Annotated in this window: 29 protein-coding genes and 1 pseudogene; 17 read left to right on the top strand and 13 right to left on the bottom strand. The window is 69.4% G+C overall.

Features of this window, described 5'->3' with window-relative positions; genetic code table 11:
• Nucleotides 1-26: 26 nt before the first annotated feature.
• Complete coding sequence (locus tag BLW00_RS03705) at nt 27-458, bottom strand: YchJ family protein (RefSeq protein ID WP_245741245.1); 432 nt, start codon at nt 456-458, stop codon at nt 27-29.
• Nucleotides 459-584: 126 nt separating this feature from the next.
• Here BLW00_RS03705 and BLW00_RS03700 point away from each other — a divergent pair, with 126 nt between their 5' ends.
• Entirely contained in the window at nt 585-1,340 is a 756-nt protein-coding gene (locus BLW00_RS03700; protein WP_139256610.1) for an alpha/beta fold hydrolase, read from the top strand.
• Between the two features lie 12 nt (nt 1,341-1,352).
• Here BLW00_RS03700 and BLW00_RS03695 read toward each other — a convergent pair whose 3' ends face one another.
• Entirely contained in the window at nt 1,353-2,093 is a 741-nt protein-coding gene (locus BLW00_RS03695; RefSeq protein ID WP_092549337.1) for a GntR family transcriptional regulator, read from the bottom strand.
• Between the two features lie 61 nt (nt 2,094-2,154).
• On the opposite strand from BLW00_RS03695, the gene BLW00_RS03690 reads away from it, so the two are divergent.
• Nucleotides 2,155-3,414, top strand: coding sequence for an MFS transporter (locus BLW00_RS03690; protein WP_245741243.1), 1,260 nt, complete (start codon nt 2,155-2,157; stop codon nt 3,412-3,414).
• Between the two features lie 6 nt (nt 3,415-3,420).
• On the opposite strand, the gene BLW00_RS03685 is transcribed toward BLW00_RS03690, so the two are convergent.
• Nucleotides 3,421-4,044, bottom strand: a complete 624-nt coding sequence (locus tag BLW00_RS03685) for a TMEM175 family protein (RefSeq protein ID WP_092549331.1) — start codon at nt 4,042-4,044, stop codon at nt 3,421-3,423.
• Between the two features lie 96 nt (nt 4,045-4,140).
• Between BLW00_RS03685 and BLW00_RS03680 the strand changes: the two genes are divergently transcribed.
• Nucleotides 4,141-5,667: an MFS transporter gene (locus tag BLW00_RS03680; RefSeq protein ID WP_281242374.1), complete on the top strand. Its 1,527-nt coding sequence runs from the start codon at nt 4,141-4,143 to the stop codon at nt 5,665-5,667.
• Between the two features lie 36 nt (nt 5,668-5,703).
• On the opposite strand, the gene BLW00_RS03675 is transcribed toward BLW00_RS03680, so the two are convergent.
• Complete coding sequence (locus BLW00_RS03675) at nt 5,704-6,636, bottom strand: aldose 1-epimerase family protein (RefSeq protein WP_245741241.1); 933 nt, start codon at nt 6,634-6,636, stop codon at nt 5,704-5,706.
• 148 nt (nt 6,637-6,784) lie between these two features.
• Between BLW00_RS03675 and BLW00_RS03670 the strand changes: the two genes are divergently transcribed.
• The 6 genes from BLW00_RS03670 (at nt 6,785) to epsC (ending at nt 10,954) form a co-directional block, all read left to right on the top strand.
• Nucleotides 6,785-7,243: a DUF4190 domain-containing protein gene (locus BLW00_RS03670; protein WP_092549325.1), complete on the top strand. Its 459-nt coding sequence runs from the start codon at nt 6,785-6,787 to the stop codon at nt 7,241-7,243.
• Between the two features lie 129 nt (nt 7,244-7,372).
• Nucleotides 7,373-7,963 (top strand): NADPH-dependent FMN reductase, encoded by a 591-nt coding sequence (locus BLW00_RS03665; protein ID WP_092551909.1) that lies wholly within the window; start codon nt 7,373-7,375, stop codon nt 7,961-7,963.
• A gap of 35 nt (nt 7,964-7,998) precedes the next feature.
• Complete coding sequence (locus tag BLW00_RS03660) at nt 7,999-8,553, top strand: YbaK/EbsC family protein (RefSeq protein WP_092549322.1); 555 nt, start codon at nt 7,999-8,001, stop codon at nt 8,551-8,553.
• A 119-nt stretch (nt 8,554-8,672) separates the two neighbouring features.
• Entirely contained in the window at nt 8,673-9,275 is a 603-nt protein-coding gene (locus BLW00_RS03655) for a hypothetical protein (protein ID WP_092549319.1), read from the top strand.
• Between the two features lie 85 nt (nt 9,276-9,360).
• Nucleotides 9,361-10,299, top strand: a complete 939-nt coding sequence (gene cysK, locus BLW00_RS03650) for a cysteine synthase A (protein WP_092549316.1) — start codon at nt 9,361-9,363, stop codon at nt 10,297-10,299.
• A 55-nt stretch (nt 10,300-10,354) separates the two neighbouring features.
• Entirely contained in the window at nt 10,355-10,954 is a 600-nt protein-coding gene (gene epsC / locus BLW00_RS03645) for a serine O-acetyltransferase EpsC (RefSeq protein ID WP_092549313.1), read from the top strand.
• Here epsC and BLW00_RS23320 read toward each other — a convergent pair.
• The 3 genes from BLW00_RS23320 to BLW00_RS03635 all read right to left on the bottom strand — a co-directional run bounded on the left by BLW00_RS23320 (nt 10,945) and on the right by BLW00_RS03635 (nt 12,267).
• The gene (locus tag BLW00_RS23320; protein WP_175494114.1) at nt 10,945-11,106 is read right to left on the bottom strand and encodes a hypothetical protein; all 162 of its coding nucleotides are present in this window, start codon (nt 11,104-11,106) and stop codon (nt 10,945-10,947) included. The two genes, epsC and BLW00_RS23320, sit on opposite strands and share 10 nt — an antisense overlap.
• On the bottom strand, nt 11,096-11,503 hold the full coding sequence (locus BLW00_RS03640) for a hypothetical protein (protein ID WP_092549310.1): 408 nt from the start codon (nt 11,501-11,503) through the stop codon (nt 11,096-11,098). Before BLW00_RS03640 ends, BLW00_RS23320 begins: the two co-directional genes overlap by 11 nt.
• 104 nt (nt 11,504-11,607) lie before the next feature.
• On the bottom strand, nt 11,608-12,267 hold the full coding sequence (locus BLW00_RS03635; RefSeq protein WP_092549307.1) for a TetR/AcrR family transcriptional regulator: 660 nt from the start codon (nt 12,265-12,267) through the stop codon (nt 11,608-11,610).
• Between the two features lie 125 nt (nt 12,268-12,392).
• On the opposite strand from BLW00_RS03635, the pseudogene BLW00_RS24360 reads away from it, so the two are divergent.
• The 3 genes and pseudogenes from BLW00_RS24360 to BLW00_RS03625 all read left to right on the top strand — a co-directional run.
• Nucleotides 12,393-12,608 (top strand): annotated as a pseudogene (locus BLW00_RS24360) (SDR family NAD(P)-dependent oxidoreductase); the annotation flags it as partial.
• Between the two features lies 1 nt (nt 12,609).
• Nucleotides 12,610-13,353 (top strand): SDR family NAD(P)-dependent oxidoreductase, encoded by a 744-nt coding sequence (locus BLW00_RS23935; RefSeq protein WP_407650943.1) that lies wholly within the window; start codon nt 12,610-12,612, stop codon nt 13,351-13,353.
• Nucleotides 13,354-13,373: 20 nt separating this feature from the next.
• Nucleotides 13,374-13,949, top strand: a complete 576-nt coding sequence (locus BLW00_RS03625) for a GNAT family N-acetyltransferase (RefSeq protein WP_092549304.1) — start codon at nt 13,374-13,376, stop codon at nt 13,947-13,949.
• 30 nt (nt 13,950-13,979) lie between these two features.
• Here the strand turns inward: BLW00_RS03625 and BLW00_RS03620 are convergent, their stop codons facing one another.
• Both BLW00_RS03620 and BLW00_RS23315 read right to left on the bottom strand, forming a co-directional pair.
• A complete protein-coding gene (locus BLW00_RS03620) occupies nt 13,980-14,810 on the bottom strand; it encodes a hypothetical protein (protein ID WP_092549301.1) in 831 nt (276 codons plus the stop codon).
• Between the two features lie 154 nt (nt 14,811-14,964).
• The gene (locus BLW00_RS23315; RefSeq protein WP_092549298.1) at nt 14,965-15,162 is read right to left on the bottom strand and encodes a hypothetical protein; all 198 of its coding nucleotides are present in this window, start codon (nt 15,160-15,162) and stop codon (nt 14,965-14,967) included.
• Nucleotides 15,163-15,369: 207 nt separating this feature from the next.
• On the opposite strand from BLW00_RS23315, the gene BLW00_RS03610 reads away from it, so the two are divergent.
• Nucleotides 15,370-16,869, top strand: a complete 1,500-nt coding sequence (locus BLW00_RS03610; protein ID WP_245741239.1) for an FAD-dependent oxidoreductase — start codon at nt 15,370-15,372, stop codon at nt 16,867-16,869.
• A 92-nt stretch (nt 16,870-16,961) separates the two neighbouring features.
• On the opposite strand, the gene BLW00_RS03605 is transcribed toward BLW00_RS03610, so the two are convergent.
• The 3 genes from BLW00_RS03605 to BLW00_RS03595 form a co-directional block, all read right to left on the bottom strand.
• The gene (locus tag BLW00_RS03605) at nt 16,962-19,370 is read right to left on the bottom strand and encodes a glycoside hydrolase family 2 TIM barrel-domain containing protein (RefSeq protein ID WP_092549292.1); all 2,409 of its coding nucleotides are present in this window, start codon (nt 19,368-19,370) and stop codon (nt 16,962-16,964) included.
• A gap of 63 nt (nt 19,371-19,433) precedes the next feature.
• Nucleotides 19,434-20,054, bottom strand: coding sequence for a TetR/AcrR family transcriptional regulator (locus tag BLW00_RS03600; protein ID WP_092549289.1), 621 nt, complete (start codon nt 20,052-20,054; stop codon nt 19,434-19,436).
• Nucleotides 20,055-20,064: 10 nt separating this feature from the next.
• Nucleotides 20,065-20,697 (bottom strand): TetR/AcrR family transcriptional regulator, encoded by a 633-nt coding sequence (locus tag BLW00_RS03595; protein WP_092549286.1) that lies wholly within the window; start codon nt 20,695-20,697, stop codon nt 20,065-20,067.
• A 93-nt stretch (nt 20,698-20,790) separates the two neighbouring features.
• Here BLW00_RS03595 and BLW00_RS03590 point away from each other — a divergent pair, with 93 nt between their 5' ends.
• Entirely contained in the window at nt 20,791-21,396 is a 606-nt protein-coding gene (locus BLW00_RS03590) for a TetR/AcrR family transcriptional regulator (RefSeq protein WP_092549283.1), read from the top strand.
• Here BLW00_RS03590 and BLW00_RS03585 read toward each other — a convergent pair.
• Nucleotides 21,393-22,430: a Gfo/Idh/MocA family protein gene (locus tag BLW00_RS03585; protein WP_092549280.1), complete on the bottom strand. Its 1,038-nt coding sequence runs from the start codon at nt 22,428-22,430 to the stop codon at nt 21,393-21,395. The genes BLW00_RS03590 and BLW00_RS03585 overlap by 4 nt on opposite strands.
• Before the next feature lie 110 nt (nt 22,431-22,540).
• Between BLW00_RS03585 and BLW00_RS03580 the strand changes: the two genes are divergently transcribed.
• The 3 genes from BLW00_RS03580 to BLW00_RS03570 all read left to right on the top strand — a co-directional run bounded on the left by BLW00_RS03580 (nt 22,541) and on the right by BLW00_RS03570 (nt 25,520).
• A complete protein-coding gene (locus BLW00_RS03580) occupies nt 22,541-23,008 on the top strand; it encodes a heme-degrading domain-containing protein (protein ID WP_092549278.1) in 468 nt (155 codons plus the stop codon).
• Complete coding sequence (locus tag BLW00_RS03575; RefSeq protein ID WP_092549275.1) at nt 23,008-23,907, top strand: TolB family protein; 900 nt, start codon at nt 23,008-23,010, stop codon at nt 23,905-23,907. The genes BLW00_RS03580 and BLW00_RS03575 overlap by 1 nt, the downstream gene beginning before the upstream one ends.
• A gap of 83 nt (nt 23,908-23,990) precedes the next feature.
• Entirely contained in the window at nt 23,991-25,520 is a 1,530-nt protein-coding gene (locus BLW00_RS03570; protein WP_245741237.1) for an ABC transporter substrate-binding protein, read from the top strand.
• The last annotated feature ends 44 nt before the right edge of the window (nt 25,521-25,564 follow it).

The raw sequence follows: 25,564 nt of genomic DNA, 5'->3' as shown, positions 1-25,564 counted from the left end.
TCGGCGGCGGTTCGGCCGGGCGCGGATCAGACGGCGTCGACATAGAACCACCGACCGTCGAGGCGAGTGAAGCGGCTGTTCTCGTGCTGCGTGCCGGTGGTGGAGGAGACGTCGGGCGTCGCGGGGCGCGTCCGGTAGTGGGCTTCGAACTCGACCGTGCCCTCGGAGTCGAGCACGCCGCCGCCCGTGCGGCCGAGGATGTCGAGCCGGAACCAGCGGAGGGCCGGGTCGAGTTCGAGGTCGCCGGGACGGGTGCGCGGATGCCAGGTGTCGAGCAGGTAGCCGGCATCACCGACCGCGAACGCCGAGTAGCGCGAGCGCATCAGCCGCTCGGCGGTGGGCGCGTGCGCCTGGCCCCGGTGGAACGGACCACAGCACTCGCCGTACACCTCCCCGCTCAGGCACGGGCAGCGCACCGAGTCGGCGAGGGTCTGGATGGGGTCGGATGTGGGGGTCACGCGTTCATTATCGGCCACGGATCGAGCGCCGGGTGGGTGCCGGAGCGCGCGGCCGACCGGCGACAGCGGGCCGACGGGAGGGAGCGCGCGGCCAGCCACCCGGCGTGGGCCGCATAGGCTCGAGGTGTGCCTGTCGTCATGTCGCAGGGCGTGCGGATCGCCTACGAGCGCTTCGGCGACCCCGCTCATCCGCCGGTGCTGCTCGTGCACGGCTTCGCCTCGAGCCGCGACGGCAACTGGCTGAGGGCCGGATGGGCGCGGCCGCTCATCGAGGGCGGCTTCTCGGGCGTCGCCGTCGATCTGCGCGGCCACGGCGAGAGCGACCGGCCGCGGGCCATCGGTGCCTACGGGCCGGCGCGCTTCCACGCCGACCTGGTGGGGGTGCTCGACGAGCTCGGCCTCGACAGCGCTCACCTGCTCGGCTACTCGCTGGGCGCCCGCCTCTCCTGGGAGCTCGCGCTGCGGCATCCGGCCCGCGTCCGTTCGCTCGTTCTCGGCGGGATGCCCGTCTCGGGCTCGTTCGTCGGCTTCGACCTCGCGCAGGCGCGGGCGGCGGTCGAGCACGCCGCAGGGGTCGACGACCCGACGACCGCCCGCTACCTGGCCATGATGCGGGCCGATGCCGGCAACGATCCGCAGGCGCTGCTGCGACTGGCCGAGGCGGTGCGGCGGCGGGAGTTCCGGCCACGCGAACGGATTCCGCATCAGGACATGCTGATCGTGGCGGGCAGCGACGACGACATCGCCGCCGAATCAGAGCAGCTGGCCGCCGTCATCCCGCACGCGGCGTTCCTGGCCCTGCCGGGTCGCAACCACATCAACGCCATCACCTCACGCGTCTTCAAGCAGGCGACGGTGGAGTTCCTGCGCTCCCACGCCTGAGCGCGAGTGGGCTCACGACGCCGGGCGAGTCGGAGACTCCACGATCGAGAGACCGCGCGCGCGGAGGCGACGGCGTTCGCCGGCCAGGTGCTCCACCAGGCGCTCGTTCGTCGAGCGGATGTGCGTCGCCAGCAGCTCCGACGCGAGCGACGCGTCCCGTGCCCGCAGTGCGGCGACGACCGCCCGATGCTCATTCCACGCGTGCTCCCGCGAATCGGGGGTGCGCACTTCGAGCCAGCGCGTGCGGGCGAGCCGTGTCATCGCGCCGCGCACGGCATCGGTCATCGGCGCGTTGCCCGCGAGCGACGCGAGTTCGACGTGGAAGTCGCCGCCGGCCCGCACCACCTCCTCCTCGTCTTCCGTCGGCCGTGCGGTCTCGAGCAGTTCGGCGAGACCGGCGATGTCGGAGTCGGATGCGCGCTGCACCGCCAGTCGCACCGCCGCGGTCTCGACCGCTTCGCGCAACTCGGCCAGGGCGCGGATCTCGTCGATGTCGATCGGCGCCACGATCCAGCCGCGGCCGTCGCGCTGCGCCAACCCCTCGGTCTCCAGGCGCATCAGAGCCGCGCGCACGGGGGTGCGGGAGGCGTGGTAGGCGGCCTCCAGCCCCCGCTCGGTGAGGCGCTCGCCCGGCATCAGGTCGAGGTTGAGCACGGCCGACCGCAGGCGCTCGAACAGCTGGAGCGTCTGCGACCCGGCGTCGGCCCCGGCACGGGCAGAGGCCGCGGACGGTGGAGGGCTGGGAGCGGTCATGGAGTCCTGTCGACTTGTGGTGTTGCAATTAGGTATACCAACTTGGTGTACCGTCAGGATAGTGCACAGCCGACTCCGAACTCCAGCACCCCACGCCGTACGCTCGGCGCGCGCTCCGTTTCCACGCGCCGGCCGCGCCTGGACCGTGCTCTCGCTCGGCCTCGGCGCCCAGATCTCCGGCACGGTGTTCGTCAGCGCTCCCGCCTTCCTCATCCCCCTCCTGCACACCGAGCGCGGCCTGACGCTCGCGGAGGCCGGGTTCCTGGCCGCGACCCCCACCATCGGCATGGTGCTCACGCTGATCGCCTGGGGTGCGCTGGCCGACCGCATCGGCGAGAAGTGGGTGATCGCGGGCGGCCTGGGCCTCACCGCGCTCGCCGCCCTCGGCGCCCTGCAGGCGCAGGGCTACGTCGCGCTGGGCCTGTTCCTCCTGCTCGGCGGCGCGGCATCCGCCAGCACCAACGCAGCGAGCGGGCGCGTGGTGGTGGGCTGGTTTCCGAAAGACCGCCGCGGTCTCGCCATGGGTGTGCGGCAGATGGCGCAGCCGCTCGGCGTCACGATCGCCGCACTGCTGGTGCCGACGCTTGCGAGCACGGGCGGAGTGGGGGCCGCGATGGCCGTTCCGCTCGTTCTGACGGCCGTGTTCGCCGTCGCGTGCGCGATCGGGGTCGTCAACCCGCCGCGCGCCGCCGCTCCCGCATCGAGTGCAGCGGATGCGTCGACCCGCCGCACCGACAACCCCTATCGTGCCAGCGGCTTCCTCTGGCGGATCCACGCCGTGTCGGTGCTGCTCGTGGTGCCGCAGTTCACGCTCTCGACCTTCGGTCTGGTCTGGCTCATCACCGAAGTCGGAGTGGATGCGCTGACCGCCGGAGTGCTGGTGGGTGTCGCACAATTCGTCGGCGCGATCGGGCGCATCGCGGTGGGCGTGCTGAGCGACCGGATGGGCAGCCGCGTGCGGCCCCTCGCCTATGTCGCGATCGCGGCTGCGGCGGCGATGCTCGTGCTCGCCGGCCTCGACGTGCTCTCCGCTCCCTGGGCGGTGGTGGCCGTGATGTTCGTGCTCGCCACCACGATCACCGTGGCCGACAACGGGCTCGCCTTCACCTCGGTGGCCGAGGTCGCGGGCTCGGCGTGGGCGGGCCGAGCGCTCGGAGCCCAGAACACCGCGCAGTTCATCGGGGCCTCGGCCGTGGGGCCGGCTGTGGGCGCTCTGATCGGGCTGCTCGGCTTTCCGCTCGCGTTCGTGGTGGTGGCGCTCTTCCCGGCGGTGGCGGTTCCGCTCATCCCGCGCGCATCCGCCGAGCACGACCGGCTCTGAGCGGGATCAGGCCGCCGGAGTCTCCGCGCGGCGGACGATGCGCTCGACGATCGACTGCACGGGCCCCGTGAGGAGGAGGCCGAACAACGCGAACAGGCCGACCTGCGGAAACACCACCACCACGAGGAAGACGAGGAGCATCATCGACGACGCCACCAGCGACGTGATGGGCGAGAGCGTTCCCCGCACCTCGGGCGCCTGGAGCTCGGGGTGCCGGAGGATGATCATCATCTGCGCCGTTCCCGCGAAGCTCGACAGCACCATCGTGCCGATGTAGAGCGCCGAGGTCGCGGGCGAGCCGTCACTGTCGCCCGTCGCGATCAACTCAGTGGGGAAAGGAAGGAAGACGATGGTGAGCAGCCAGAACAGGTTCGTCAAGAGCAGGGCCTTGTCGTAGCCGACGATGTTCTCGTACATGCGGTGATGGGCCAGCCAGAACCGGCCGATCACCGCGAAGCTGATGACGAAGACGAGCAGTTTGAGCCAGTTGTCGGCGAGCAGCTCGGACACCGTCTTGTCGTTCAACTCGGTCGCCGTGTCGACCAGTGGGAGGATCAGCAAGGTGATCGCGATCGCGACCACCGCGTCGCTGAAATTGACCAGCCGATCGAAGCCGCGCTCTGTGTGCATGGCCCTAATTATCGCGATCCCTGGATCTGCGGTGGAATACTGCTGAACGAGGCGCGGTTGACCCCGGTGACTACTTGACTGAGGGCAAATACTTTCTTGACTGACACGACACACGACGACACTTCCGGCCACTGGCTCAGCGACGCCGAACGCGCCCGCCTCCGCAGGCCCGTCAACCAGCGGGCGGTGGTGTTCACCCTGGCGTTCACCGGCCTGGTGGCGGCGTTCATGATGACGCTGCTCACCCCGCTGGTTCCCGAGCTCCCCGCGCTGCTGAACGTCTCGGTCGAGGATTCGCTCTGGGCCGTCACCGTCACCCTCCTCTCGGCGGCGGTCGCGACCCCCATCGCGGGCCGCCTGGGCGACCTCTACGGCAAGCGCCGGATCGTGCTCGTGCTGCTCGTGCTGGTGGTGGCCGGATCGGTGATCGCCGGGCTCTCCTCCAGCCTCTTGCCGCTGATCGTCGGGCGCGCCCTGCAGGGGGCCGGGATCGGCGTCATCCCGCTCGGCGTGAGCATCCTGCGCGACGTGCTGCACCGCGACCGTCTCGGTGGGGCGGTCGCCCTGGTCAGCGCCACCCTCGGCGTCGGCGGAGCGATCGGGCTGCCGATCTCGGCCGTCATCTCGCAGTACCTCGACTGGCACTTCCTGTTCGTGGTGTCGGGTGGGCTCGCCGCGATCGGTCTCCTGTTGGTGTGGAGGTTCATCCCGGTCAGCACGCTGCGCAGCGAGGGCACGTTCGACGGGCTCGGCGCGGTGGGTCTCGGGATCGGCCTCGTGGGCATCCTGCTCGGCGTCTCGAAGGGCGGCAGCTGGGGCTGGGGCAGCCCGGCCACGCTCGGCACCATCGTCGGCGGCGCCGTGGTGCTCCTGCTCTGGGGGTGGTTCGAGCTGCGCACGAAGAGCCCGCTGATCGACCTGCGAGTGGCGGCTCGCCGCACCGTGCTGCTCACCAACCTCGCTTCGGTGACCGTGGGCTTCGCCTTCTTCGCCAGCACCGTCGTGCTGCCGCAGCTGCTCGAGGCGCCCACCGGAACGGGCGTCGGACTCGGACAGACGATGCTCATCGCGAGCCTCTGCCTCATGCCGAGCGGCCTGATCATGTGGGCGATGTCGCCCGTAGCCGCCCGGCTCACCCGCGCTCGCGGGGCGCGGACGAGCCTCCTGCTCGGCATCGCGATCATCGCCGTGGGATACGTGGTGGCGATCTTCCTGATGAGCGAGGTCTGGCACACCATCGTCATCGCGACCGCCATCGGCTTCGGCGTGGGCTTCGCCTACGCCTCCATGCCGAACCTCATCATGGGTGCCGTTCCCGCCACCGAGACCGCGGCCTCCAACGGCCTGAACTCCGTGATGCGCACCCTCGGTTCCACGATCGCCAGCGCCGTGCTCGGCGTCGTGCTCTCGTCGAACCTGGTGACCGTCGGCGAGGTCACCACCCCCAGCGCCTCCGCGTTCCAGCTGGCTTTCGTGATCTCGGCGATCGCGGCGGTGGTGGGCGTGCTGTTCACCGTGTTCATCCCGCGCCACCACAAGGCCTATCGCCAGGCCAGCCTTCCGGATGCGGATGACGCTGCGGCCGACATCCAGCCGGCCGGCTCTGTTACGAAGGCCGCCTGAGCCGGACCCGATCGCGCGTGGCGCGGCAGCTCGGGTCTAGCCGATCGCCGAGATCGTCCAGCTCGCCGACGCGCTCTGCTCCGGAGCGATGACGATGAGGTCGTGACCGGAGTTGAACGCATCCGGTGGGCAGGTCATCGGCTCGACGGCGAGCCCGGTGCGGCTGACGGCGGGGTCGGGGGTGTCGGCCGTGTGGATCTGCACCCACTCGCAGTCGGGTCCGAAACTCATCGCCACGCCGGTGCCCTCCGGCGACGTCACGGTGACCGTGGCGATGCCGTCGGCGTCGCGCCGCAGCGTCGTGAAGGCGTGGTCGATGAACGTGTCGCCGATGGCTCGCGCCTCGCGGAAGTCGAAGGCGCCGCCGTCTTCGACGGCCACCTGGGAGAGGCCGATCGGGATGAGCCGCTCGGGGGTGACGGTGAGCACCTCGTCGGCGGGCAGAGAGAGGGTCCAGTCGTCGACGTGGCCCGGGCCGGCGACGAGATACGGATGCGGTCCGGTGCCGAAGGGGGCCGGCTCCGTGCCCGGGTTGCGCGCCGTGACCGTCTGGTGCAGGCCGCTCTCGTCGAGGCGGTAATCGACCCGCAGCTCGAGGCGATGCGGATACCCCGTCTGCGCCTCGATCACGGCCACCAGGGCGACGCTCTCCGGCGTGCGCTCGGCCACCGCGAAGTCGAGCCAGCTGACCAGGCCGTGCAGCGCGTGGTGGCGGGAGGGTTCGGTGAGGGGGAGCTGCTGCTCGACCCCCGCGAAGGTGTAGCGGCCGTCGACCACCCGGTTCGGCCACGGGGCGAGCGTCGCACCGCGGTAGGCCGGGCGCAGCTCGTCGACCTCGAAGGGCACGACCAGGTTGCGGGCGCGGTGCTGCAGCACGCGCAGGGTGGCGCCGATCGATGCGATCGAGGCGCGGTAGTCGCCCGCCTCGAGATCGATGCGGGCGCCGGACAGGGGGCGGACTGCGGCCACGGGCGGGTTCTCCTTCAGCGACGGACGTTCGCCCTCAACGCTAGCGCCTCGGCGGAATCGCGCCGACCCGCACAAAACCGCGACGCGGATGCGGCGAAGCGGTACTGTTCGAAGCATCTTGGTTCGACCAGAGAAGGGAAATCCGCTCATGACCGACGAGAATCAGCCGTCGTCGGGCGCTCCGGTTCCTCCGCAGCAGCCTGTTCCCCCCGCACCTCCCGCCCCTCCGGCAGCGCCGCAATACCAGGCAGCGCCACCACCGCCGCCGGCCGGTGCTCCGGCCTACCAGCCCCAGCCCGGCTACGGGGCCGCGGCCGCCCCTGTTCCGGGCAAGACGCTCGGCATCGTGGGTCTGATCCTTGCGATCGTTCTTCCCTTGGTGGGCCTGATCATCAGCATCGTTGCGAAGGTGCAGTCGCGCAAAGCGGGAGTCAAGAACGGATTCGCGACCGCGGGCATCATCGTCGGCGCGGTTCTGACGGTGATCGGAATTATCGTTACGATCGTCGCGATCGCGGGTGCTGTGGCCCTTGTGAGCCAGTGCGCCGACCTCGGTCCCGGCGAGCACGTGGTCAACGGTGTGCTGATCACCTGCGGATACAGTTGATTCACATTTCCTGAACCCCCGCCGCCTCCGAAAGTCCTGCTCGAGGGAATTCCTTCCCACCCGATGTCGTTCACACCGCTGAACGACATCACATCGAGCCGGGTGACCGGAGGCGACGGGGGTTTTTGCATGACACGCATCATGGTTGTGGTCGGGAGCGTCCGCCCGGGCCGGATCGGGCTGCCGATCGCCGAGTGGGTGAGCGTCGCCCTCGCCGGACACGAGGGCGTCGAGGTCGATCTGGTCGACCTCGCGGAGTTGTCTCTGCCCTTGATGGACGAGCCGAATCATCCGCGTCTGCAGAACTACACCCACCAGCACACCCTCGACTGGAGCGAGCGCGTCGACGCGGCCGACGGCTTCGTGTTCGTGACGCCGGAGTACAACCACAGCTTCTCGCCCGCGCTGAAGAACGCGATCGACTTCCTGCACAACGAGTGGTTCCGCAAGCCCGTGGGCTTCGTGAGCTACGGAGGCATCTCGGCCGGCACGCGCGGCGTGCTCGCGCTGAAGCCGGTGCTCGCCGCGGTGGGCCTGGTGCCCGCGTCGGTGGCCGTCGAGATCCCGTTCGCCGCCCGCCAGCTCGACGACGAGGGGCAGTTCCAGCCGATCGAGGCACAGGAGCGGAACCTCGCAGCGGTCGCCGAGGAGCTCGTCGCGCTCGGATCGGCCCTCGAGCCGCTGCAGCGCCGACGCGTCGCGCAGCACGCCGCGGCGTAGCGTCGGCGCCTCCGCACCGGGGCAGAATCGTCGGTATGGCCGTCTTCACGCTCGGTGCGCTGACCACCGTTCCCGTCTCCGCCCGCCCCGACCTGGTCGCACCGCCCGTGTGGGAGGCGCTCGTCGCATCCGGAATCCAGGATGCGGTGGGCGTGGTCGAGATCGATCCGTCGGTCTCCGACACGGCAGCGACCCGGGCGACCTACGGGCTCTCGACCGACACCCTCGCGAATTGCGTGGTCGTGGCCGGCAAGCGCGAGGGTGAGGAGCGGATCGCGGCCTGCGTCGTGCTCGCCACCACACGCGCCGACGTCAATGGCGCCGTGCGGCGGCGGCTCGACGTGCGGAAGTCGTCGTTTCTCGCGATGGACCGCGCCGTGGGGCTCACCGGCATGGAATACGGCGGGATCACGCCGATCGGCCTGCCCGCGGACTGGCCGGTGCTCGTGGATGCACGGGCGGCGGCCAGTGCGGCGATCGTCGTGGGCAGCGGCATCCGGCGGTCGAAGCTGATCCTGCCTGGTGCCGTCCTGGCGATCGTGCCGGGGGTGGAAGTGCTCGACGACCTCGCGAAGCCGCTCGAGGGCTGAGCGCGGAAGGCTCGTGTGGGCCGACCGGCCCGGCAGGTTCGCGTCAGGATCGAGCCGGTGCACGCGAGGGAATCGTGAGGATGCGGTGTCCCGTCGCTGACCGGCGGTGAGATGGACGGGTGAGTCTCTCCCATTCGATCCGGTGGTATCAGCGGCGGCAGTCCCGGCAGCCGGATCTCGCGGCGTGGCCCGAATTCACCTGGTTCACCGCGACCGACGTGCTCGCAGCAGGCGAGTCGATGGTGACCGCGGCGGTCGCGACTGGAACGCCGAGCGTGCGGATCGGCCGGCGGCGGACGCTCGCGGAGACGGGCGCAGCCGCCGGTCCGACGCATCCGGAGGGCGGGTCGCCGGCCTATTGCGCGATCGTGGTGTGCGCCGTGGAGGGGGTGTTCGACGGGCGGCCGGATGAATCGGTGGCGGCTGAGGGTGCCGGGCGCACCGACGCGCCGCACCCTCGCGAGGTCTGGCTCGACGCCGAACTCGACGCGTGTCGCCCGATCGGCAGCACGATGCGGGTCATCGGTCGGACGGTGCCGCCCGTGCGGGAGATCGTCACGGTGCGGCCGACATCGCGCGTGGAAGAGACCCGCGCCTGGCTGCCGCACGACATCCGGGCCGGGGATCTGGTGGCCTTCGCATGCGCCGAGCCGGTGTCGCTGCAGGATCTCCGTCGACGGGCCCACCATCCGGAGCGGCTCGACGACGGTCGCTGGTCGTAACGCACGGGCGGACAGCAGTCGCCCGGAACTAGAGTTGGCAGGGACGCTCCATGACCCTCTCCCGCCTCCAGAAAGCCGAACGCACATGTCTGCTCGTATCTACAACGACGTCACCGAGCTCGTCGGGCACACCCCGCTGGTCCGCATCAACCGCCTCACCGAGGGCATCGACGCCACCGTGCTCGGCAAGCTCGAGTTCTACAACCCCGCCTCCAGCGTGAAAGACCGGATCGGCGTCGCCATCGTCGACGCGGCCGAGAAGTCGGGCGAACTGAAGCCCGGCGGCACCATCGTGGAGGGCACGAGCGGCAACACCGGCATCGCGCTCGCGCTCGTGGGGGCGGCCCGCGGATACAAGGTCATCCTCACCATGCCCGAGACGGCGTCGACCGAGCGCCGCGTCGTGATGCGTGCCTACGGTGCCGAGATCGTGCTGACCCCGGGGCCGGAGGGCATCCGCGGAGCACTGGCGAAGGCGAACGAGATCGTGGCGGCGACGCCGAACTCGATCCTGGCGCGGCAGTTCGAGAACGAGGCCAACCCGGCCATCCACCGTGCCACCACCGCCGAGGAGATCTGGGCCGACACCGACGGCGCGGTCGACATCTTCGTGGCCGGCATCGGCACGGGCGGCACGATCACGGGTGTCGGGCAGGTGCTCAAGGAGCGCAAGCCCGGTGTGCAGGTCATCGGCGTCGAGCCCATCGATTCGCCGCTGCTGACGCAGGGCGTCGCCGGCCCGCACAAGATCCAGGGCATCGGCGCGAACATCGTGCCCGACATCCTCGACCGCACCGTCTACGACGAGATCATCGACGTGACGCTCGACGACTCGCTGCGGGTGGCGCGGGAGCTCGCGAGCGAGGAGGGCATCCTGGCGGGTATCTCCTCGGGTGCCATCATGTGGGCGGCGCTCGAGGTGGCCAAGCGGCCCGAGAACGCGGGCAAGACCGTGGTGGCCGTGGTCTGCGACTTCGGCGAGCGCTACATCTCGACCGTGCTCTACGCCGACCTCGTCGACTGACGGCGACCCCTCCGTGAGTTCTGAGCCGGGTCGCGCCGAGCGGTCGTCTGCGCCCGTGAGGGCCGGTCTCGTGGTGCGGCTGCGGGAGGACGTGCATGCCGCGCGCACCCACGACCCCGCCGCGCGCAGCGCGCTCGAGGTGGTGCTCGCCTACCCGGGCGTGCACGCGGTGTGGGCGTATCGGGTGGCGCACCGCTGGTGGCGGAGCCCCGGTCTCAAGCTGCCGGCACGGTTGCTCTCGCAGTTCGCGCGGTTCCTCACGGGCGTGGAGATCCATCCGGGGGCCCGCATCGGGCGGCGGCTGTTCATCGACCACGGCATGGGCGTGGTGATCGGTGAGACGGCCGAGATCGGCGACGACGTGATGCTGTATCACGGCGTCACCCTCGGTGGGAAGAGCGAGCGCCGGGAGAAGCGGCATCCGACGCTCGGCGATCGGGTCGTGGTGGGGGCGAATGCCACCATCCTCGGACCGGTGTCGATCGGCGCCGACAGCAGCGTGGGGGCGGGCGCAGTGGTGGTGAAGGATGCTCCGCCCGGAGCGATCCTCGTGGGCATCCCGGCTCGCGATCTCACCCGGCTGCCCGAGGGCACCGAGGCGCGGAGCCCGCTCACCGACCCGGCCTTCTACCTCGACCCGGCCATCTACATCTGAGTGGTCTCTCGCCCGTGGCGACTCGGCTTCTCCATGGCTGCGAGCGCCACGATCCGCGGATCGGTCACCAGCTTGCGGTTCTTGTCGAGCCTGACAGTCAGGCGCGCCCAGGCGATCTGCTCGCGCAGTACGGCGATTTCTTCATCCGTCATCTCCGCGGATGTCCGGTGGGCCGTGTGACTGGTCATCACTAATTCCTCCCTCCGCCAATGATGGTACATGAGGAGAAATCAGTTCGGTCGATTTCTTCACCTCGAGACGATCTTTCGCGGCAGCGATGACGTCATCCTCGTGCTCGCCCTTCCACTCGCTTTCCGAAAGCGCCTCGAGCATGCCCAACCCGAGCTCCCGCAAGGAGGGGTCGTCGCTCTCCGCGCGCTTCCACCACTGCTCCTTGCGTTGCGCCGCCCGCTGTACCCGCGCCTGGTAGCGCGCCGCGGCGAACGCGATCGTGGCCGCGAGGACCGCTGCGACGCCGCCGAAGCCGGGCGTCTGCGCCCAAGGGATGAGCCAGGATGCGGTCCAGTCGATGGGGGCGAGCGCGTGCATGCCACGACGGTAGTGATCGCGAGCGGCGAGGAAAGGGCCCTCGACGAGGTGGCGGAGTGGGAAGGTTGCGACGCCGGATGTGGAGGAGGGGTGCGCGGCTGAGGTCAGAGGCGAGGGCGGAGGGCGTCGAGGAGGTAGGCGAGGAGGCGATCGGCCTGCGCGGGGGTGAGCGCCGCCAGCGCGATGCCGTTACCCGCCACCAGCACGTCGAGCGGCTCGACGTCGGCCCGCACCGAGCCGGTCCGCACGCCGGCCGCGAGCAGCCGGCCCACGGCGTCGAGCGCCAGGGCGCGCGCCCCCGGGAAGGCGACGCCGCTTCCCCGATGCGGCACCGCGGTGGCGGACGCGTCGGTCGGGTGGGCCGCCCCCGCCCGCCCTGCCGGATCGCGGGATGCATCCAGGTGCGGTGATGCCCCGGCCGTCGCTCGGAGGGCGCGGGCCAGCCCGTCCTTCGCGCGAAGGTACTCGATCCAGTGGCCGAGCCAGGTCCGCAATGCCTCCTCGGGCGTGGCTGCGGAGTCGAGCAGGGTGTCGACCGACCCGCAGAGCTGGGTCAGTTCGCTCTCGTGCGCCGCTTCGATGAGTGACTCTCGGGTCGGGAAGTGGCGGTAGAGGGTGCCGATGCCCACGCCCGCCTCCTTCGCGATGTCCTTGAGCGACGCCGCGGGCCCGTCGGCCGCGAAGGCGTGAGCGGCGGCTTCGAGGAGGCGCTCGCGGTTGAGGCGCGCGTCGGCGCGAGGTGCGCGCTGCTCTGTGGCGTCCATCGAGGCGTTCCTTCCGTAGCGCAGAGTCGGCCCTTGCAACCGGAGTCGGCTCCGCTTACTATTAAGCGGACTCGGCTCCGCTTAACCTTACAGCGGATGCGACCCTCCCCGAAAGAAGGACCTCCATGCCCGTAGAACGCATCACCACCCCCTTCGGAGCGACCTCGACCGCGGCCGAGGTCGCCGCTGGAGTCGACCTCTCCGGGCGCCGCGCGATCGTCACCGGGGCCTCGTCCGGCATCGGCGCGGAGACGGCCCGCGTTCTCGCCGAGGCCGGTGCCGAGGTGACGCTTGCGGTGCGGAACATCGCCGACGGCGACCGCGTGGCGGCGGAGATCACGAATGCGAACACGACCACCGGAACCGTCACCGTCGCTCCCCTCGACCTCGCCGACCGCTGCCTTCGTCGCCGCGTGGCGCGGTCCGCTGCACATCCTGGTCGACAACGCCGGCGTCATGGCCATTCCCGAACGCCGTACCGCCGAGGGTTGGGAGATGCAGTTCGCCACGAACCACCTCGGTCACTTCGCCCTCACCCTCGGTCTGCACGACGCGCTGGCGGTCGGCTCGGCACCCGAGCGGCACTCCCGCGTCGTGGTGGTGAGTTCCGTCGGGCATGTGAACGGCGGCATCCGATGGCACGACGTGAACTTCGAGCACGACCCCTACGACGCGTGGCAGGCCTATAGCCAGTCGAAGACCGCGAACGTGCTGTTCGCCGTCGAGGCCGCGCGGCGGTGGGCCTCCGACGGCATCGATGTGAACGCCCTGAATCCGGGCCGTATCTGGAGCACGGGCCTCTCCCGCCACATGTCCGACCCGCCTGCCGCGTTCGGAGCCGCCTCGAGTGACGGCGTCTCCGAGAAGGACATCCCGCAGGGCGCGGCGACCTCCGTGCTTCTGGCCGCATCGCCCCTGGTCGAGGGAGTCATCGGCCGCTATTTCGAAGACGCCCAGGAAGCCGGCCCGCATGCCGAAGCGCTGAGGAGGGGGGTTGCCGACTACGCGCGTGACCCAGCCGATGCTGCCCGGCTCTGGGAGCTCTCGCAGACGCTCCTCGACACCGCGCCGTTGCCGCGAGGCTGACGCGGTGGCATCGTAGCGGCATGACCATCGAGGTGAGCCCGGCGACGTCGTTCGCCGACGTGGCCACGATGGTCGGTCCGAAACGACCGGGTGCGACGGTGTGCTGGTGCCTCAGCTACCGCATCCCGTCCAGGGAGAATCTGGCGCTGCGCGGCACCGACCGCGGCGATCGCGTGAAGGAACTGGTGCGCCAGAAGCCACCGCCCGGCGTGCTCGCCTACGACGCCGACGGGGAGGTGGTCGGGTGGGCGGCCGTGCATCCGCGAGCCGACACGAGCTTCGCGGGCAACCGGAAGATCCCGCACGTCGACGACCTCGAGGTGTGGTCGGTCTGGTGCATCCGGGTGCGGCCCGGCCACCGCGGCACCGGCATCTCGCACCACCTGCTCCGCGGTGCCGTCGAGTTCGCGCGCCAGAACGGCGCGCCCGCCATCGAGGGCTATCCGGTCGACAACGGCGGCGAGAAGGTGGATCTCACGATGGCCTACGTCGGCACCCGCGCGCTGTTCGAGAAAGCCGGATTCACGATAGCGGCCGACACCGCCTCCGTGCTGAACGGCTTCCCGCGCGTACTCATGCGACTCGACCTACGGTGAGCCCGGCCGGTCGAACCGGTGAACCAGCGATCAGCCGACGCAGTCCTCGCGAGCGCGGAAGCTCAGGTTCGAGGCGCAGCCCGCCGCCACCAGGCGGTCGAGCTCCTCGCCGACGACCTCGCGGAGGCCGCCGGTCGGCCCCCACACCAGCGCACGCGTGGCCTCGGCGGTGGCGCTCGACTCGAGCTCACCCGAGGCGGTCTCCGTGAAGAACAGAGCGACGCCGAGCCGGTCGAAGTCAGCCCGGAGCGCGCAGTTCGTGGTGGAGGAGTCGAGCCGGTCGCTGCCCAGAAATCCCGTGAGACAGACGCCCTCCTGCGGGTCGGCGGGATTGTGGAAGGTGTCGCCCACGAGAGCGGCGAACACCCGCACGCCGTGCTGCTCGCCCAGGTAACGCACGGGCCCTGCGCCCATCACTCCCTGCAGCAGCACCTGGTTCACGAAATCCGATCGTCCTTCATCCGCCGGTTCGGCGGCCTGTGCGAACACCTCCAGAGAGGAGGGCGGAACGGATGCCTGCACCACACCGACGGCGACGGCCACGACCGCGACGAACCCCACCGCGGCGATCAGGATGCGCGACCGCGTCCACCAGCGGGGTGCGGGGCGATCCCCCACCGACACCGACACCGGAACCGGCGGGGCCGGCGAGTCCGGGTGCGTCGTGATGACGGGCTGACCCGATTCGCCCGGGTCGAGCATCCCGCTCGCCTCCACGGCTCGGTCGAGTGCGTCGTGCTGAGCGTGCAGGCGCGCCAACAACGCCGAGAGCTCGGTCTCCGCGTCGACGGAAGCTCCGGGCCGGTAGACCGCGTGCTCGAGCGCCCGCACTCGTGCCCGGTCGGCGTGGGTGCCCAGCACGCCGTCGCGGCGCTGTTCCAGGAGCGACCGGGAGTCGCATCCGGGCGGTAGCAGGGCATCGAGGCGCGCGGCGAGCCGGGCGTCGGCCTCGATCAGGCGCAGGAGCTCGCGAGCTCCAGCCGCCGTGAGAGGTCGCCCGGCCCGCGCCTCGCCGCTACTCCTCGTAGCCGAGGTTGTCGTTGAGCACTTCCTCGTCGTCGTCGAAGATCGGGTCGACCGAGTCGGCCTCGACGTCTTCGACCTCGTCGAGTTCCTCGGTGTCGTCGAGATCGACGTCTTCGAGGTCCTGATCGGAGAGCGAGAACTCTTTCGTCTCGTCGGGCTCGTCGATCCGTTCGTTCAGGTCGGACATCACTGCTCTCATTTCTTGCCGAGGGTGGTGCGGAGTCACGTCGATCCGCAATTCCCACCGTAGGCATCAGGAGACTCCGCTGTCGAGCTATGCGCGAAACCACAGAGCTTGCCGTGCACGGGGTCGACGGACCAGTCGCCGGTGTGTACTGGAGGAATGCAGTCGTTGTGGCTCGATGGACGTCGGCCGATTCCCACGCATCCGTTCATGGCCGACGAAGAATACGATGACGTCGTCGTGGGCGCGGGGATCACCGGCCTGTCCACCGCGCTCATGCTCGCCGAGGCCGGCCGCCACGTCGTGGTGCTCGAGGCCCGGGAGATCGGCGCGCTGGCCACCGGCAACACGACGGGCAAGATCTCCTTGCTGCAGGGGAGTCGGCTCTCCACGATCCGCGCTCATCATTCACGGCGCATCGTGCAGGCCTACGTCGACTCGAATCGCGACGGCCAGGAATGGCTGCTCGATTTCTGCGAGCGCGCAGGCGCTCCGGTGCAGCGCCGCACGGCCTACAGTTACGCCCAGCATCGCGCCGGCGCCGCCGACGTCGAGGCCGAGTACCGCGCCGCACGCGAGGCCGGGCTGCCGGTGTCGCTCGTGGAGCGGGCGGATGTGCCGTTCCCCTTCGCGTTCGGAGTGGCGCTGGCCGAACAGGCGCAGTTCGACCCCATGGATGCGCTCGACGCCCTGGCCCGCGAGCTGATCGCCGCGGGCGGCACCATTCACACCCGGGTGCGGGTCACCGGCGTGCGGGCGAGCTCTCCCGCGCTCGTCACGACCTCGGCGGGAGAGGTGCGCGGTCGCACCGTCGTGCTCGCCACCGCGACCCCGATCCTCGATCGCGGACTCTACTTCGCCAAGACCCACGGCCAGCGGTCGTACGGAATGGCGCTGGAACTGCGCGACGCCGGTCCCGGCGACCTGCCCGAGGGCATGTTCCTCTCGATCGGCGACTCCTCGCACTCCCGCTCGGTGCGCACGGCGCCGCGAGACGGGCACGATCTGCTGGTGATCGGCGGCAACGGGCACGAGGTCGGGCGCCCGGGTGCGGAATCCGAGGCCGAGCTCGTCGACGACCTGCGCGACTGGGGTCAGACCTTCTTCCCGGGCGCGCGGATGACGCATGCCTGGTCGGCTCAGGACTACGAGTCGCACAACCTCATCCCCTTCGTCGGTGCTCTGCCCCGAGGGCGCGGACGCATCTATCTCGCCACCGGCTACGCGAAGTGGGGCATGACCAACGCAGTGGCCGCGGGCATCCGCATCTGCGCCGAGATATTCGGCGACCCGTGGCGCGAGCGGCGGCACTGGCACCAGGTGCTCGGCAGTCGCGCGACCCGGCCGGCCGACCTCGCGCGGGGGGCCCGGGCAGGCGTGCAGGTGGGCGCCGCGGCGCTCTCCGGCTGGTTGGGCGCCGAGGGCGAGTCGACGCCCATCGCCCGGCCCGGCGAGGGCGAGGGTGTGGTGGCGAACGCCAAGGGACGCCCGGTCGGCATCTCGACGGTCGACGGCACGACCTGCGCCGTCAGCGCCGTCTGCACCCACCTCGGCGGCGTGCTGCACTGGAACGACGCCGAGCGATCCTGGGACTGCCCGCTGCACGCCTCCCGCTTCGCCGCCGACGGCACGCGCCTCGAGGGCCCGGCGCTCGCCGACCTCGAGCGGATGCCGCGGCGCACCCATCCTCCGCGCATCGCCGGCACCTGAACGGAGCCGAGATGACGGAATGGACGAGCTGCTGCTGGCGATGATCGGCCAGAGCCGGACCGGAAGTGGAGAGGCGTCGCGTCGGGTGTGTTCTACGCCGCCGTCACCAGGGCGGTGGCCGGTGCGCATCCGTCCGCCGTCACCGACACGGTGATCTGGCCCCCTCCCGTCGGACGGATGACGGCGAGGGCGCGCCCATCGAATGTGCGGTGCCGTGACTCGAGGTAGGACTCCTCCGTGGCCGGCCGTGCGCTTCCCAATCCCAGCAAGACGCCTGGTCCAGCGACCTCGACCGAGACGGTCCGATCGTCGTCGGGGCGAACGATGCCGTCGGGTCCGGCGAGTGTGATCGTGACGAAGGCGAGGTCGTCGTCGGAGGCGCGGATGATCGATCGATCGCTCGTCGCCGACAAGACGAGTTCGCCGATCGAGGAGTGCAGCTCGAAACGCCCCGTCTCGACTCCTGACCGGCGTGCCACGGCGACGAGAACGCCGGGGCGATAGCCGACGGTGAAGGCCGCGCGGAACCCGGAGACCGGCGTGTTGCCCAGCGATTCGCCATCGAGCAGCAATTCGATCTCCTCGGCGTCGCTGTAGACCTCGACGGCCACGGGTGTGCCGTGAGCGATCGACCAGGTCCACGACGACACGGTGTCCGACCACGACCAGGGTCCGGCGGCGGGGAGCAAACCGTCGCTCCGGGGGCGCCGCACGGCGATGTACGGGTCGGAACGCAGCCCGAACACGACCTCCCGGTAATAGGATGCCGGGCGCCGATGACCCGTGATGTCGATGTCGCCGCACCAGGCGAGCAGCCACGGGAACGGACCAGCGGTCCCGTCGAATGCCCCGCCGGTCTCGGTGTAGTCGACCCGCCCGATCCCCGCTTCGCCCAGGTAGTCGAATCCGGTCCAGGTGAAGTCACCGATCACGTGGTCGTTCGCCAGCACGAGTGGCCAGCCGACGTCGATCCGCGTGTTGAACGTCTCCGTGCCCACGATCATCCGGTTGGGGAATTCCGCAGCGTCGGACACGTACCGGCTGTCGCCGTAGTTAAGGCCGGCGACGTCGACAGCCGCGAACGACTCTTCGGTGCGGTCGGTGACGAGCTCAGAGGCGATGAGCTCGGTCATGGTCGAACCCATGTCGGTCATGGCGTCGTTCACATCACCCACCGCTTCGGCTTCGCCGCCGCCGAGGGCCGGTAGTTCACGGATGACCGAGACGAGACCATTGATGCTGTTCGTGGTGAACCGGGTCGGATCGAGTGACCGCACCTTCTCAGCGAGCAATCGGCCGAGCCGTGAGCCGTGCGGACGCCCGGTCTCGGGGATCTCGTTGCCGATCGAGTAGAAGATCACGGATGGATGATTGAAGTCCTTCGCGACCATCGACTCGAGGTCGCGCTCCCACCATTCCGGGAAGGCGAGCGAATAGTCGAACGGCGACTTCGCTTCGTGCCACATGTCGAACGACTCGTCCATCACCAGCATGCCGAGGCGGTCGCAGGCATCGAGCAGCTCGGGGCTCGCCGGGTTGTGCGCGCTGCGGATCGCGTTGAAGCCGGCCTCCTTGAGCAGCTCGATCCGGCGCTCTTCCGCGCGCGCGATCGAGCGGGCGCCGATGATGCCGTTGTCGTGGTGGATGCACGCCCCGCGGAGCTTCACCGTCGTGCCGTTGATCCGCAGCCCGTGCCGCGGGTCGAGCTGCAGGCTCCGGATGCCGAAGGCCACCGTGCTGGTGTCGCCGTCGTCCAGTGCCACCGTGGCGCTGTGCAGGGCCGGGCTGTCCGGGCTCCACAGAGCGGGTGAGGCGACCCACAGGCGCTCGCGCACAACCCCGCTCTCGCCGGCCAGGAGGGTGATCGGGCTGCGTCCGGTGGCGATGACCGTGCCGTCGGGCGCGGAGATCGCCGTGGTGACGGCGACGGTGCTGGTGCGCAGGCTGTCGTTGGTGACGGTGGTCTCGGCCATGATCATCCCGCCGGCTTCATCGATGTCGGGGGTCGACACCCGCACGCCGTCGAGGGCGATGTGCACCAAGGGGCCGGTGACGAGTGCGACGTTGCGGTGGATGCCGAGACCGGAGTACCACCGAGAGTCCTTGTGCGCACGTGCTTCGACCCGGATGACGTTGGGTGCGTCGAAGCGCAGGAACGGGTCGAGTCGCACGGAGAAGCGCGAGTAGCCCGAGGGACTCTGAGCCGCGAAGTGGTCGTTCACGAAGACCATGGCGTCTCGGTACACGGCGTCGAAGACGAGGGTGTGCACCGTGTCGATCTCCCCGGCCTCGAGCTGGAGCGACCGCGTGTACTCGACCGCGCCGCCGGGGAAATAGGCCCCGTGCGATCCGGCCGGCGCGTCGGCAGACCGCTCGAGCGACAGCATCGCGTCGTGCGGCAGCGTCACGGTCGAGGCCGCGACCGGCTCGCCCGAGATGCCGTCGAACAGACCGCGCTTGGCGGTGACGGACCACCCGTCGTTGAACGGAGTGGATTTCATCGTGCACCTTCGCGTCGACCAATATTCAATGCTTGTTGGATTTTGGAGACTGTAGCACGGTAATCAGGGGTTGTGCACGCGAGTGATGAGACGAAGATGCCGGCGGAGTGTCTCGGGAACGCTGACGGCGTCGGGTTCGATCAGCCAGTGGATCTGGATGCCGTCCCAGATCGCGAACGTCGAGGTCGCGGCATAGTCCACGTCGACGCCGTCAGCCAGGAGACCGGCATCCGCCATCCGCTGGAACAGCAGACGGAAGTCGCGCCGGGTGCGCTCGGAACGTTGGCGGAAATAGTCGGCACTCGGATGTCCCGCCGTCGTCGACTCCGCCGAGAGGATGGCGTAGAGCGCGATCATGTGCGGAACCCGGGAGTTGCGCTCGGCGAGCTCGAGCATGGCTCGCGGAACGAGGTGAGGGTCGACGTCGTCGAGCGCGGGCAGCACTTCGAAGTCGTGCTTCTCCTTGTCTTCGAGCACGGCCTCGAGCAGTGCTTCTTTGGTGGGGAAGTGGTGGAGGATCGACGAGGGATCGATACCGGCCACGGTGCCGATGTCGCGCAGTGACCCGGCGCGGTAGCCGGTGCTCGCGAACACCTGCTGGGCGGCGGCGATGATGTCCCTGCGGCGCGCCTCGGTCTTGCGATAGGGCCCGCGCCTGCGGGAGGTCTCATCGATAGCCGCCATACGGGTCGCGCTACAGCTCGTAGCTGACGATGGTGCGGAAGAAGTTCCGCAGCTCCTCCGTCATGTCGAGTACGTCGCGGTCGAGCAGCCACTGCACCTGCAGGCCGTCCATCATCGCGAGAGTGCGTGCGGCGGCGCTCGCCGGAGTGACACCGGGCCGGAGGTCGCCCTCGGCCTGGATGATGGTGAACGCTCTCTCGATCATCCCGCGCGACCACTCGTAGCGATCGATGAAGTACTGGTGGGCCGGGTGGTCGGGCGATGTCCCCTCCGCCGACAGGGTGCAGTAGAGCTCGACGACGCCGGGCTCGGAGGCGTTGTAGCTCGCCAGTTCGAGCAAGCCGTTCACCGTGGACCGCCCGCCGAAGTTCTCGTCGAGCGGGATGAACTGCACGGCGCGGTCGTCGCGGCGTTCGAGCACGGCCGCCAGCAGCGTGCTCTTGTTCGGGAAATGGTGCAGCAGCCCCGCCTCGCTCATCCCGACCCGCTCGGCGATGTCTCGGATCGAACCGGACCGGTAACCCGACTGCGCGAACACCTCGAGCGCGGCATCCAGGATCGCTCGGCGCTTCTCATCGGTCTTCGCGTACGAGCCCCGCGGTTTGCCGACGCGCCTTCGCGTGCCGGACGTTGTCGTTGCCATTGTCTGTCCTTCAGCCTGGTGTGGCGTTCAGCATAATCCGTGCCGTGCAAGGCAACCCCGCTCGCGCACGAATCCGACCCTAGACTCGAATCCATGGCGCGGCTGGGGAGTTCGGCGAAGGGCGTGGCCCGGCGAGAGCAGATCCTGCTCACGGCGATGGACGTGCTCGGCCATGACGGCTACCGGAACACTTCGCTCCGCGGCATCGGACGGGCTCTCGACATCGAGCCCGCGCACATCCTGTACTACTTCGACAGCCGGGAGGAGCTGTTGCAGAAAGTCGTCGAGCGTTGGGACGCGAACACGGTCGCCGAGTACGGGCATCCGGTCACGCCCGAGGTCGCGCTCGACTTCTACGTGCGTGCGATCCGCGACAATCTGAGGATCCCGGGCATCGTGCACCTCTACCTCACCCTGGCCGCAGAAGCCGTGCATCCCGACCACAGCGCGCACGCCTTCTTCGTGGCTCGCTTCCGCCGCGTGCGCGAACTGCTGCGCGACGGCATCCGTCACGAGCAGGCCCTCGGCCACATCGATGCGGCACTCGACGCCGACCGGGAGGCGCGCCGGCTCATCGCGCTGGCCGACGGCTTGCAACTCCAGGCGCTGGTCGACCCCGAGATCGACGCTCCCGGCGACCTCGAAGCGGCCGTCACCGCGTTGCGCGGCGGAGCCGCGGGCGTCGTGCCCGGCGGCTAAGCCGACGCGGCCACCTGCCGGAGCGCTACATCGATGGTCTCCAGGATCGACACCGTCTCGTCGAGCGTGTGCAAGGGCGACTCGCGGCGACCCTCTCCGACATAGCGGGCCAGTGCGGTGGCCTCCCAGGCGAGGCCGTCCATCAGGCGCACGCCGGTTGGGTCCTCCCAGATCTGTCGCGGCTCGAACAACCCGGTGCCGGCGAGGGTCAACGTCGTCGGGATATGGAACGGCCCCGCCATCTCGAGGCGCCCGTCGGATCCGGCGATGACGGCCGTGGTCGGTGTTCGCGTGATCATGGACGTCGTCAGCGTCGACTGCACCGCGTCTCCGTGGCCGAGCACGATCGTCGAATACGCGTCGACGCCGGTCTCGGTCATGGCTCCCACCGCCGTGATCGACGTCGGAGCGCCCAGGACCATCGAGTCGAGCTGGATCGGGTAGATGCCCAGGTCGAGCAGCGCTCCGCCACCGAGGTCGCGCCGGTACAGCCGGCTGTCGTGATCGACGGGTATCGCCTGGCCGTGATCGGCGGAGACCGATCCGATCTCGCCCAGGATTCCGTCCGAAACCAGGGTACGGATGACGGATGCCTGTGGCTGGTAGCGGCTCCACATCGCCTCCATCAGCAGAACGTCCGCCTCGGCCGCGGCGGCGACGAGAGCCCGGGCATCGGCGGCGTTCGTGGCGAGCGGCTTCTCGATCAGCACTTGCTTGCCCGCGGCGATCACGAGAAGTCCCAGTTCCAGATGCTCGCTCTGCGGCGCCGCGATGTACACGACATCGATCGCGGGATCTTCCACCAGTTCGCGATAGGAGCCGTAGGCGCGTTCGATCCCGTGCTCGGCGGCGAACGCCTCTGCGCGCGACTGTGTGCGGGAGGCGACGGCGGCGAGCTTCTGCCCGGTGTGGCGGTTCACCGCGCCGGCGAAGAATCCTGCGATCCAGCCGGGAGCGAGGATGCCCCAGCGCAGCGCGGGCTCGCCCCGATCGGGGAAGAAGATCTCGGGCTCGGGGAAGGCGGAGGGGATCATCGGGCTCCTTTGCGAGGTGTTCGAGAAGAGTAACAGCAAAACTTACCAGTGATAAGTTATGCCCGAGCTGCGTCGCTCCCTCGGGCGGCGCGCGGTAGCGAGAGGACACCATGACCACCGAACGAATCGCCGAATTGGAGGCGCAGCACGAGGAACTCGTGTTCGCCTCCTTCGACCACAACGACGCCTGGCGGCTGGGCAGCGCCATCACCGCCGCCGCCCTCACGGCCGGTCATCGCGTCGCCATCGACATCCGCCGGCCTGGTCTGGTGCTGTTCCGCGCAGCCCTCGCGGGGACGACCCCCGACCAGGAGGCCTGGATCGGCGCGAAGGCGCAGACGGTGTTCCGGATGGAGTCGAGCAGCGCTCTCGTGGCGGAGCGCTTCGCCGAATCGGGGCTGCAGCCGGCGGCCATGGGCTGGCTGCCCTTCCCCGAATACGCGCTGGCCGGCGGCTCGGTTCCCGTGCGAGTGACCGGCGCTGGGGTGGTCGCCGCGGTGACCGCATCCGGACTCTCCTCCGACGACGACCACGCCCTCGTGGTGGCCGGCCTCCGAGAACTGCTGGCGGTCGGTTGATGCGGTATCTGCGCGAGCTCGTCGCGGGTCAGGTCTGCCAGATCATCGTGATCGATACGGTCACGGGCCTCGGCGAGGTGATCCACGAGAGCGCCGAGATGCTCTACGAGGCCCCGAACTGGACGGCGGATGGGCGATTGGTGCTCAACGGCGACGGCCGGCTGTGGCAGTTGCGCCCTCAAGCCGGAGCGGTTCCGGAACTCATCTCCCTCACAGGCGTTCCCGATCTCAACAACGACCACGTGCTCTCGCCGGTCTCCGACGAGGTGTTCGTCTCGGCGAACGACTGGCAGATCTACGTGGTGCCGCTGGCGGGCGGAGCGGCCCGACGGCTCACGCCCGACGACGACGGCCGCATGCATTTCTTGCACGGCGTGAGCCCAGACGGCGCCACCCTCGCCTACATCGGGGTGCAGCCGGCGGCGGAGCCCGGCGGCGCCTGGGGTCACGGCGTGGTCTACGTTCTGGAGACCGGCGGCGTGGAGTCGGTGGCGCTCACCTCGGACTCGTGGTCGTCGGACGGATGCGAGTACTCGCCCGACGGAGCCTGGCTCTACCTGAACACCGAGGCGTTCTCGAGCCAGGACGGCCATGCCCAGATCGCGCGGATGCCCGCCGGGGGTGGGGATCTGGAGCAGCTGACCTGTGATGAGCGGGTGAACTGGTTTCCGCACGTGTCTCCCGACGGTCGCTCGATCGTCTACTTGAGCTACCCGTCCGGCACCGTCGGACACCCGGCCGACCTCCCGGTCGAACTCCGCCTGGTGCGCGACGGTGACTGGGAGGCCGTCGAGACCCTGGCGACACTGTTCGGCGGACAGGGCACCATCAATGTCAACAGTTGGGCGCCCGATGGCCGTCGGCTGGCGTTCGTGGCGTATCCGATTCGTGATATTTGAAAACCACACAACCACTCGGATTTTATGCTATCGTCCAACTCCAGACGGCCCGCGGACGGGTTGCACAGCTCGAAAGGACAATGATGTTCCATTGGAAGAAGGCGGTTGTCATCCTGACCGCCGCCGCACTCGCCCTCACCGGCTGCACGGCTGCCGGCTCGGCAGACTCCGCCGATTCGTCGGGCGGAACACTCACTCTCGGCCTGATCACTCCGGTCTCCAGCTTTTCTGCTCAGGGCGCCAACTGGGCCAATCAGTCGCCCTACATGCAAGCGGTCTACGACTCCCTGCTGAAGGCCGACGCCGACGGGACCATCGAACCGAACCTCGCCACGGAGTGGTCGTACAACGACGACAACACCGTGCTCACGCTCACTCTCCGCGATGATGTGAAGTTCACCGACGGCACCCCGTTCAACGCCGACGCCGCCGCACAGAACCTCATCCGTTTTCGTGACGGCACGTCGCCGAACGCCTCGTTCCTCGTGAATCTCGCCGATGCCAAGGCGATCGATGACACCCATGTCGAGCTCACCCTCTCCGCGCCCGACCCGGCGATGCTGACCTACCTCACCCAGAACGCCGGACTGCAGGAGAGCCCCGCGGCCTTCTCGAGCGCCGACGTCGAGACCGTGCCGGTCGGCTCCGGCCCGTACACCCTGAACGTGGGCGAGACCGTGGCCGGCAACAGCTACGTGTTCGACAAGAATCCCGACTACTGGAACCCTGACGATCAGCACTACGACAAGGTCGTCATGAACTACTACGCCGACAGCACCTCGCTGCTCAACGCGATCCAGGGCGGCCAGGTCAATGCGTCCACGACGATCGACAACACCACCCTCGATCAGATCTCGGCCGCCGGCTACACGCTCAGCCCGATCGAGAACAACTGGTGGGGCCTCATCATCGGCGACCGCGACGGCACCCTGAGCCCGCCGATCGCCGACCCGAAGGTCCGTCAGGCGCTCAACTACGCCTTCGACCGGAATGCGATGCTGCAGGCCTTCGCCGACGGGAACGGCACGGTGACCGAGCAGATCTTCCCGACGACCTCCCCGAGCTACGACGAGTCGCTCAACGAGACCTACGACTACGACCCGGCCAAGGCGAAGGAACTGCTGGCCGAGGCGGGCTACCCCGACGGATTCGATCTGACGATGCCCAGCTCAGCGGGCTTCGGGGCGTCGAACTTCGCGCTCATCCAGCAGCAGCTCGCCGATGTGGGCATCCGCGTGACGTTCGAAGACCTGCAGGTCAACGACTACATCACCGCGCTGGTCAGCGGCAAGTACCCGGTGGCTTTGATGGCGCTGCAGCTCGATCCGACCGACTGGCAGCTCGCGCAGTTCTCGATCGACAAGAGCGCGACGTTCAACGGCTTCCACACCGACGACCCGACCGTGCAGGGCTACATCACCCAACTGCAGACCGGAACGCAGGAAGAAGCCGAGACGGCCGGCAAGGAGCTCAACAAGTACATCGTCGAGCAGGGCTGGTTCGCCCCCTGGTTCCGCCCCGAGCTGAACTTCGTGAGCGACGCCAACACGGATCTGACGGTCCAGGTGGGCAACTCCTACCCGTACCTCTGGAACATCACGCCCAAGGGCTGATTCCGACCCGGTGCCGAGCCGCGCTCACGCCGGCTCGGCACCCC

The sequence above is a fragment of the Herbiconiux ginsengi genome, from assembly GCF_900107435.1.
Classification (GTDB): Bacteria; Actinomycetota; Actinomycetes; order Actinomycetales; family Microbacteriaceae; genus Herbiconiux; species Herbiconiux ginsengi.
The sequence above is the reverse complement of the archived record's forward strand: the minus strand, read 5'-3'. Positions and strand labels throughout refer to the sequence as shown.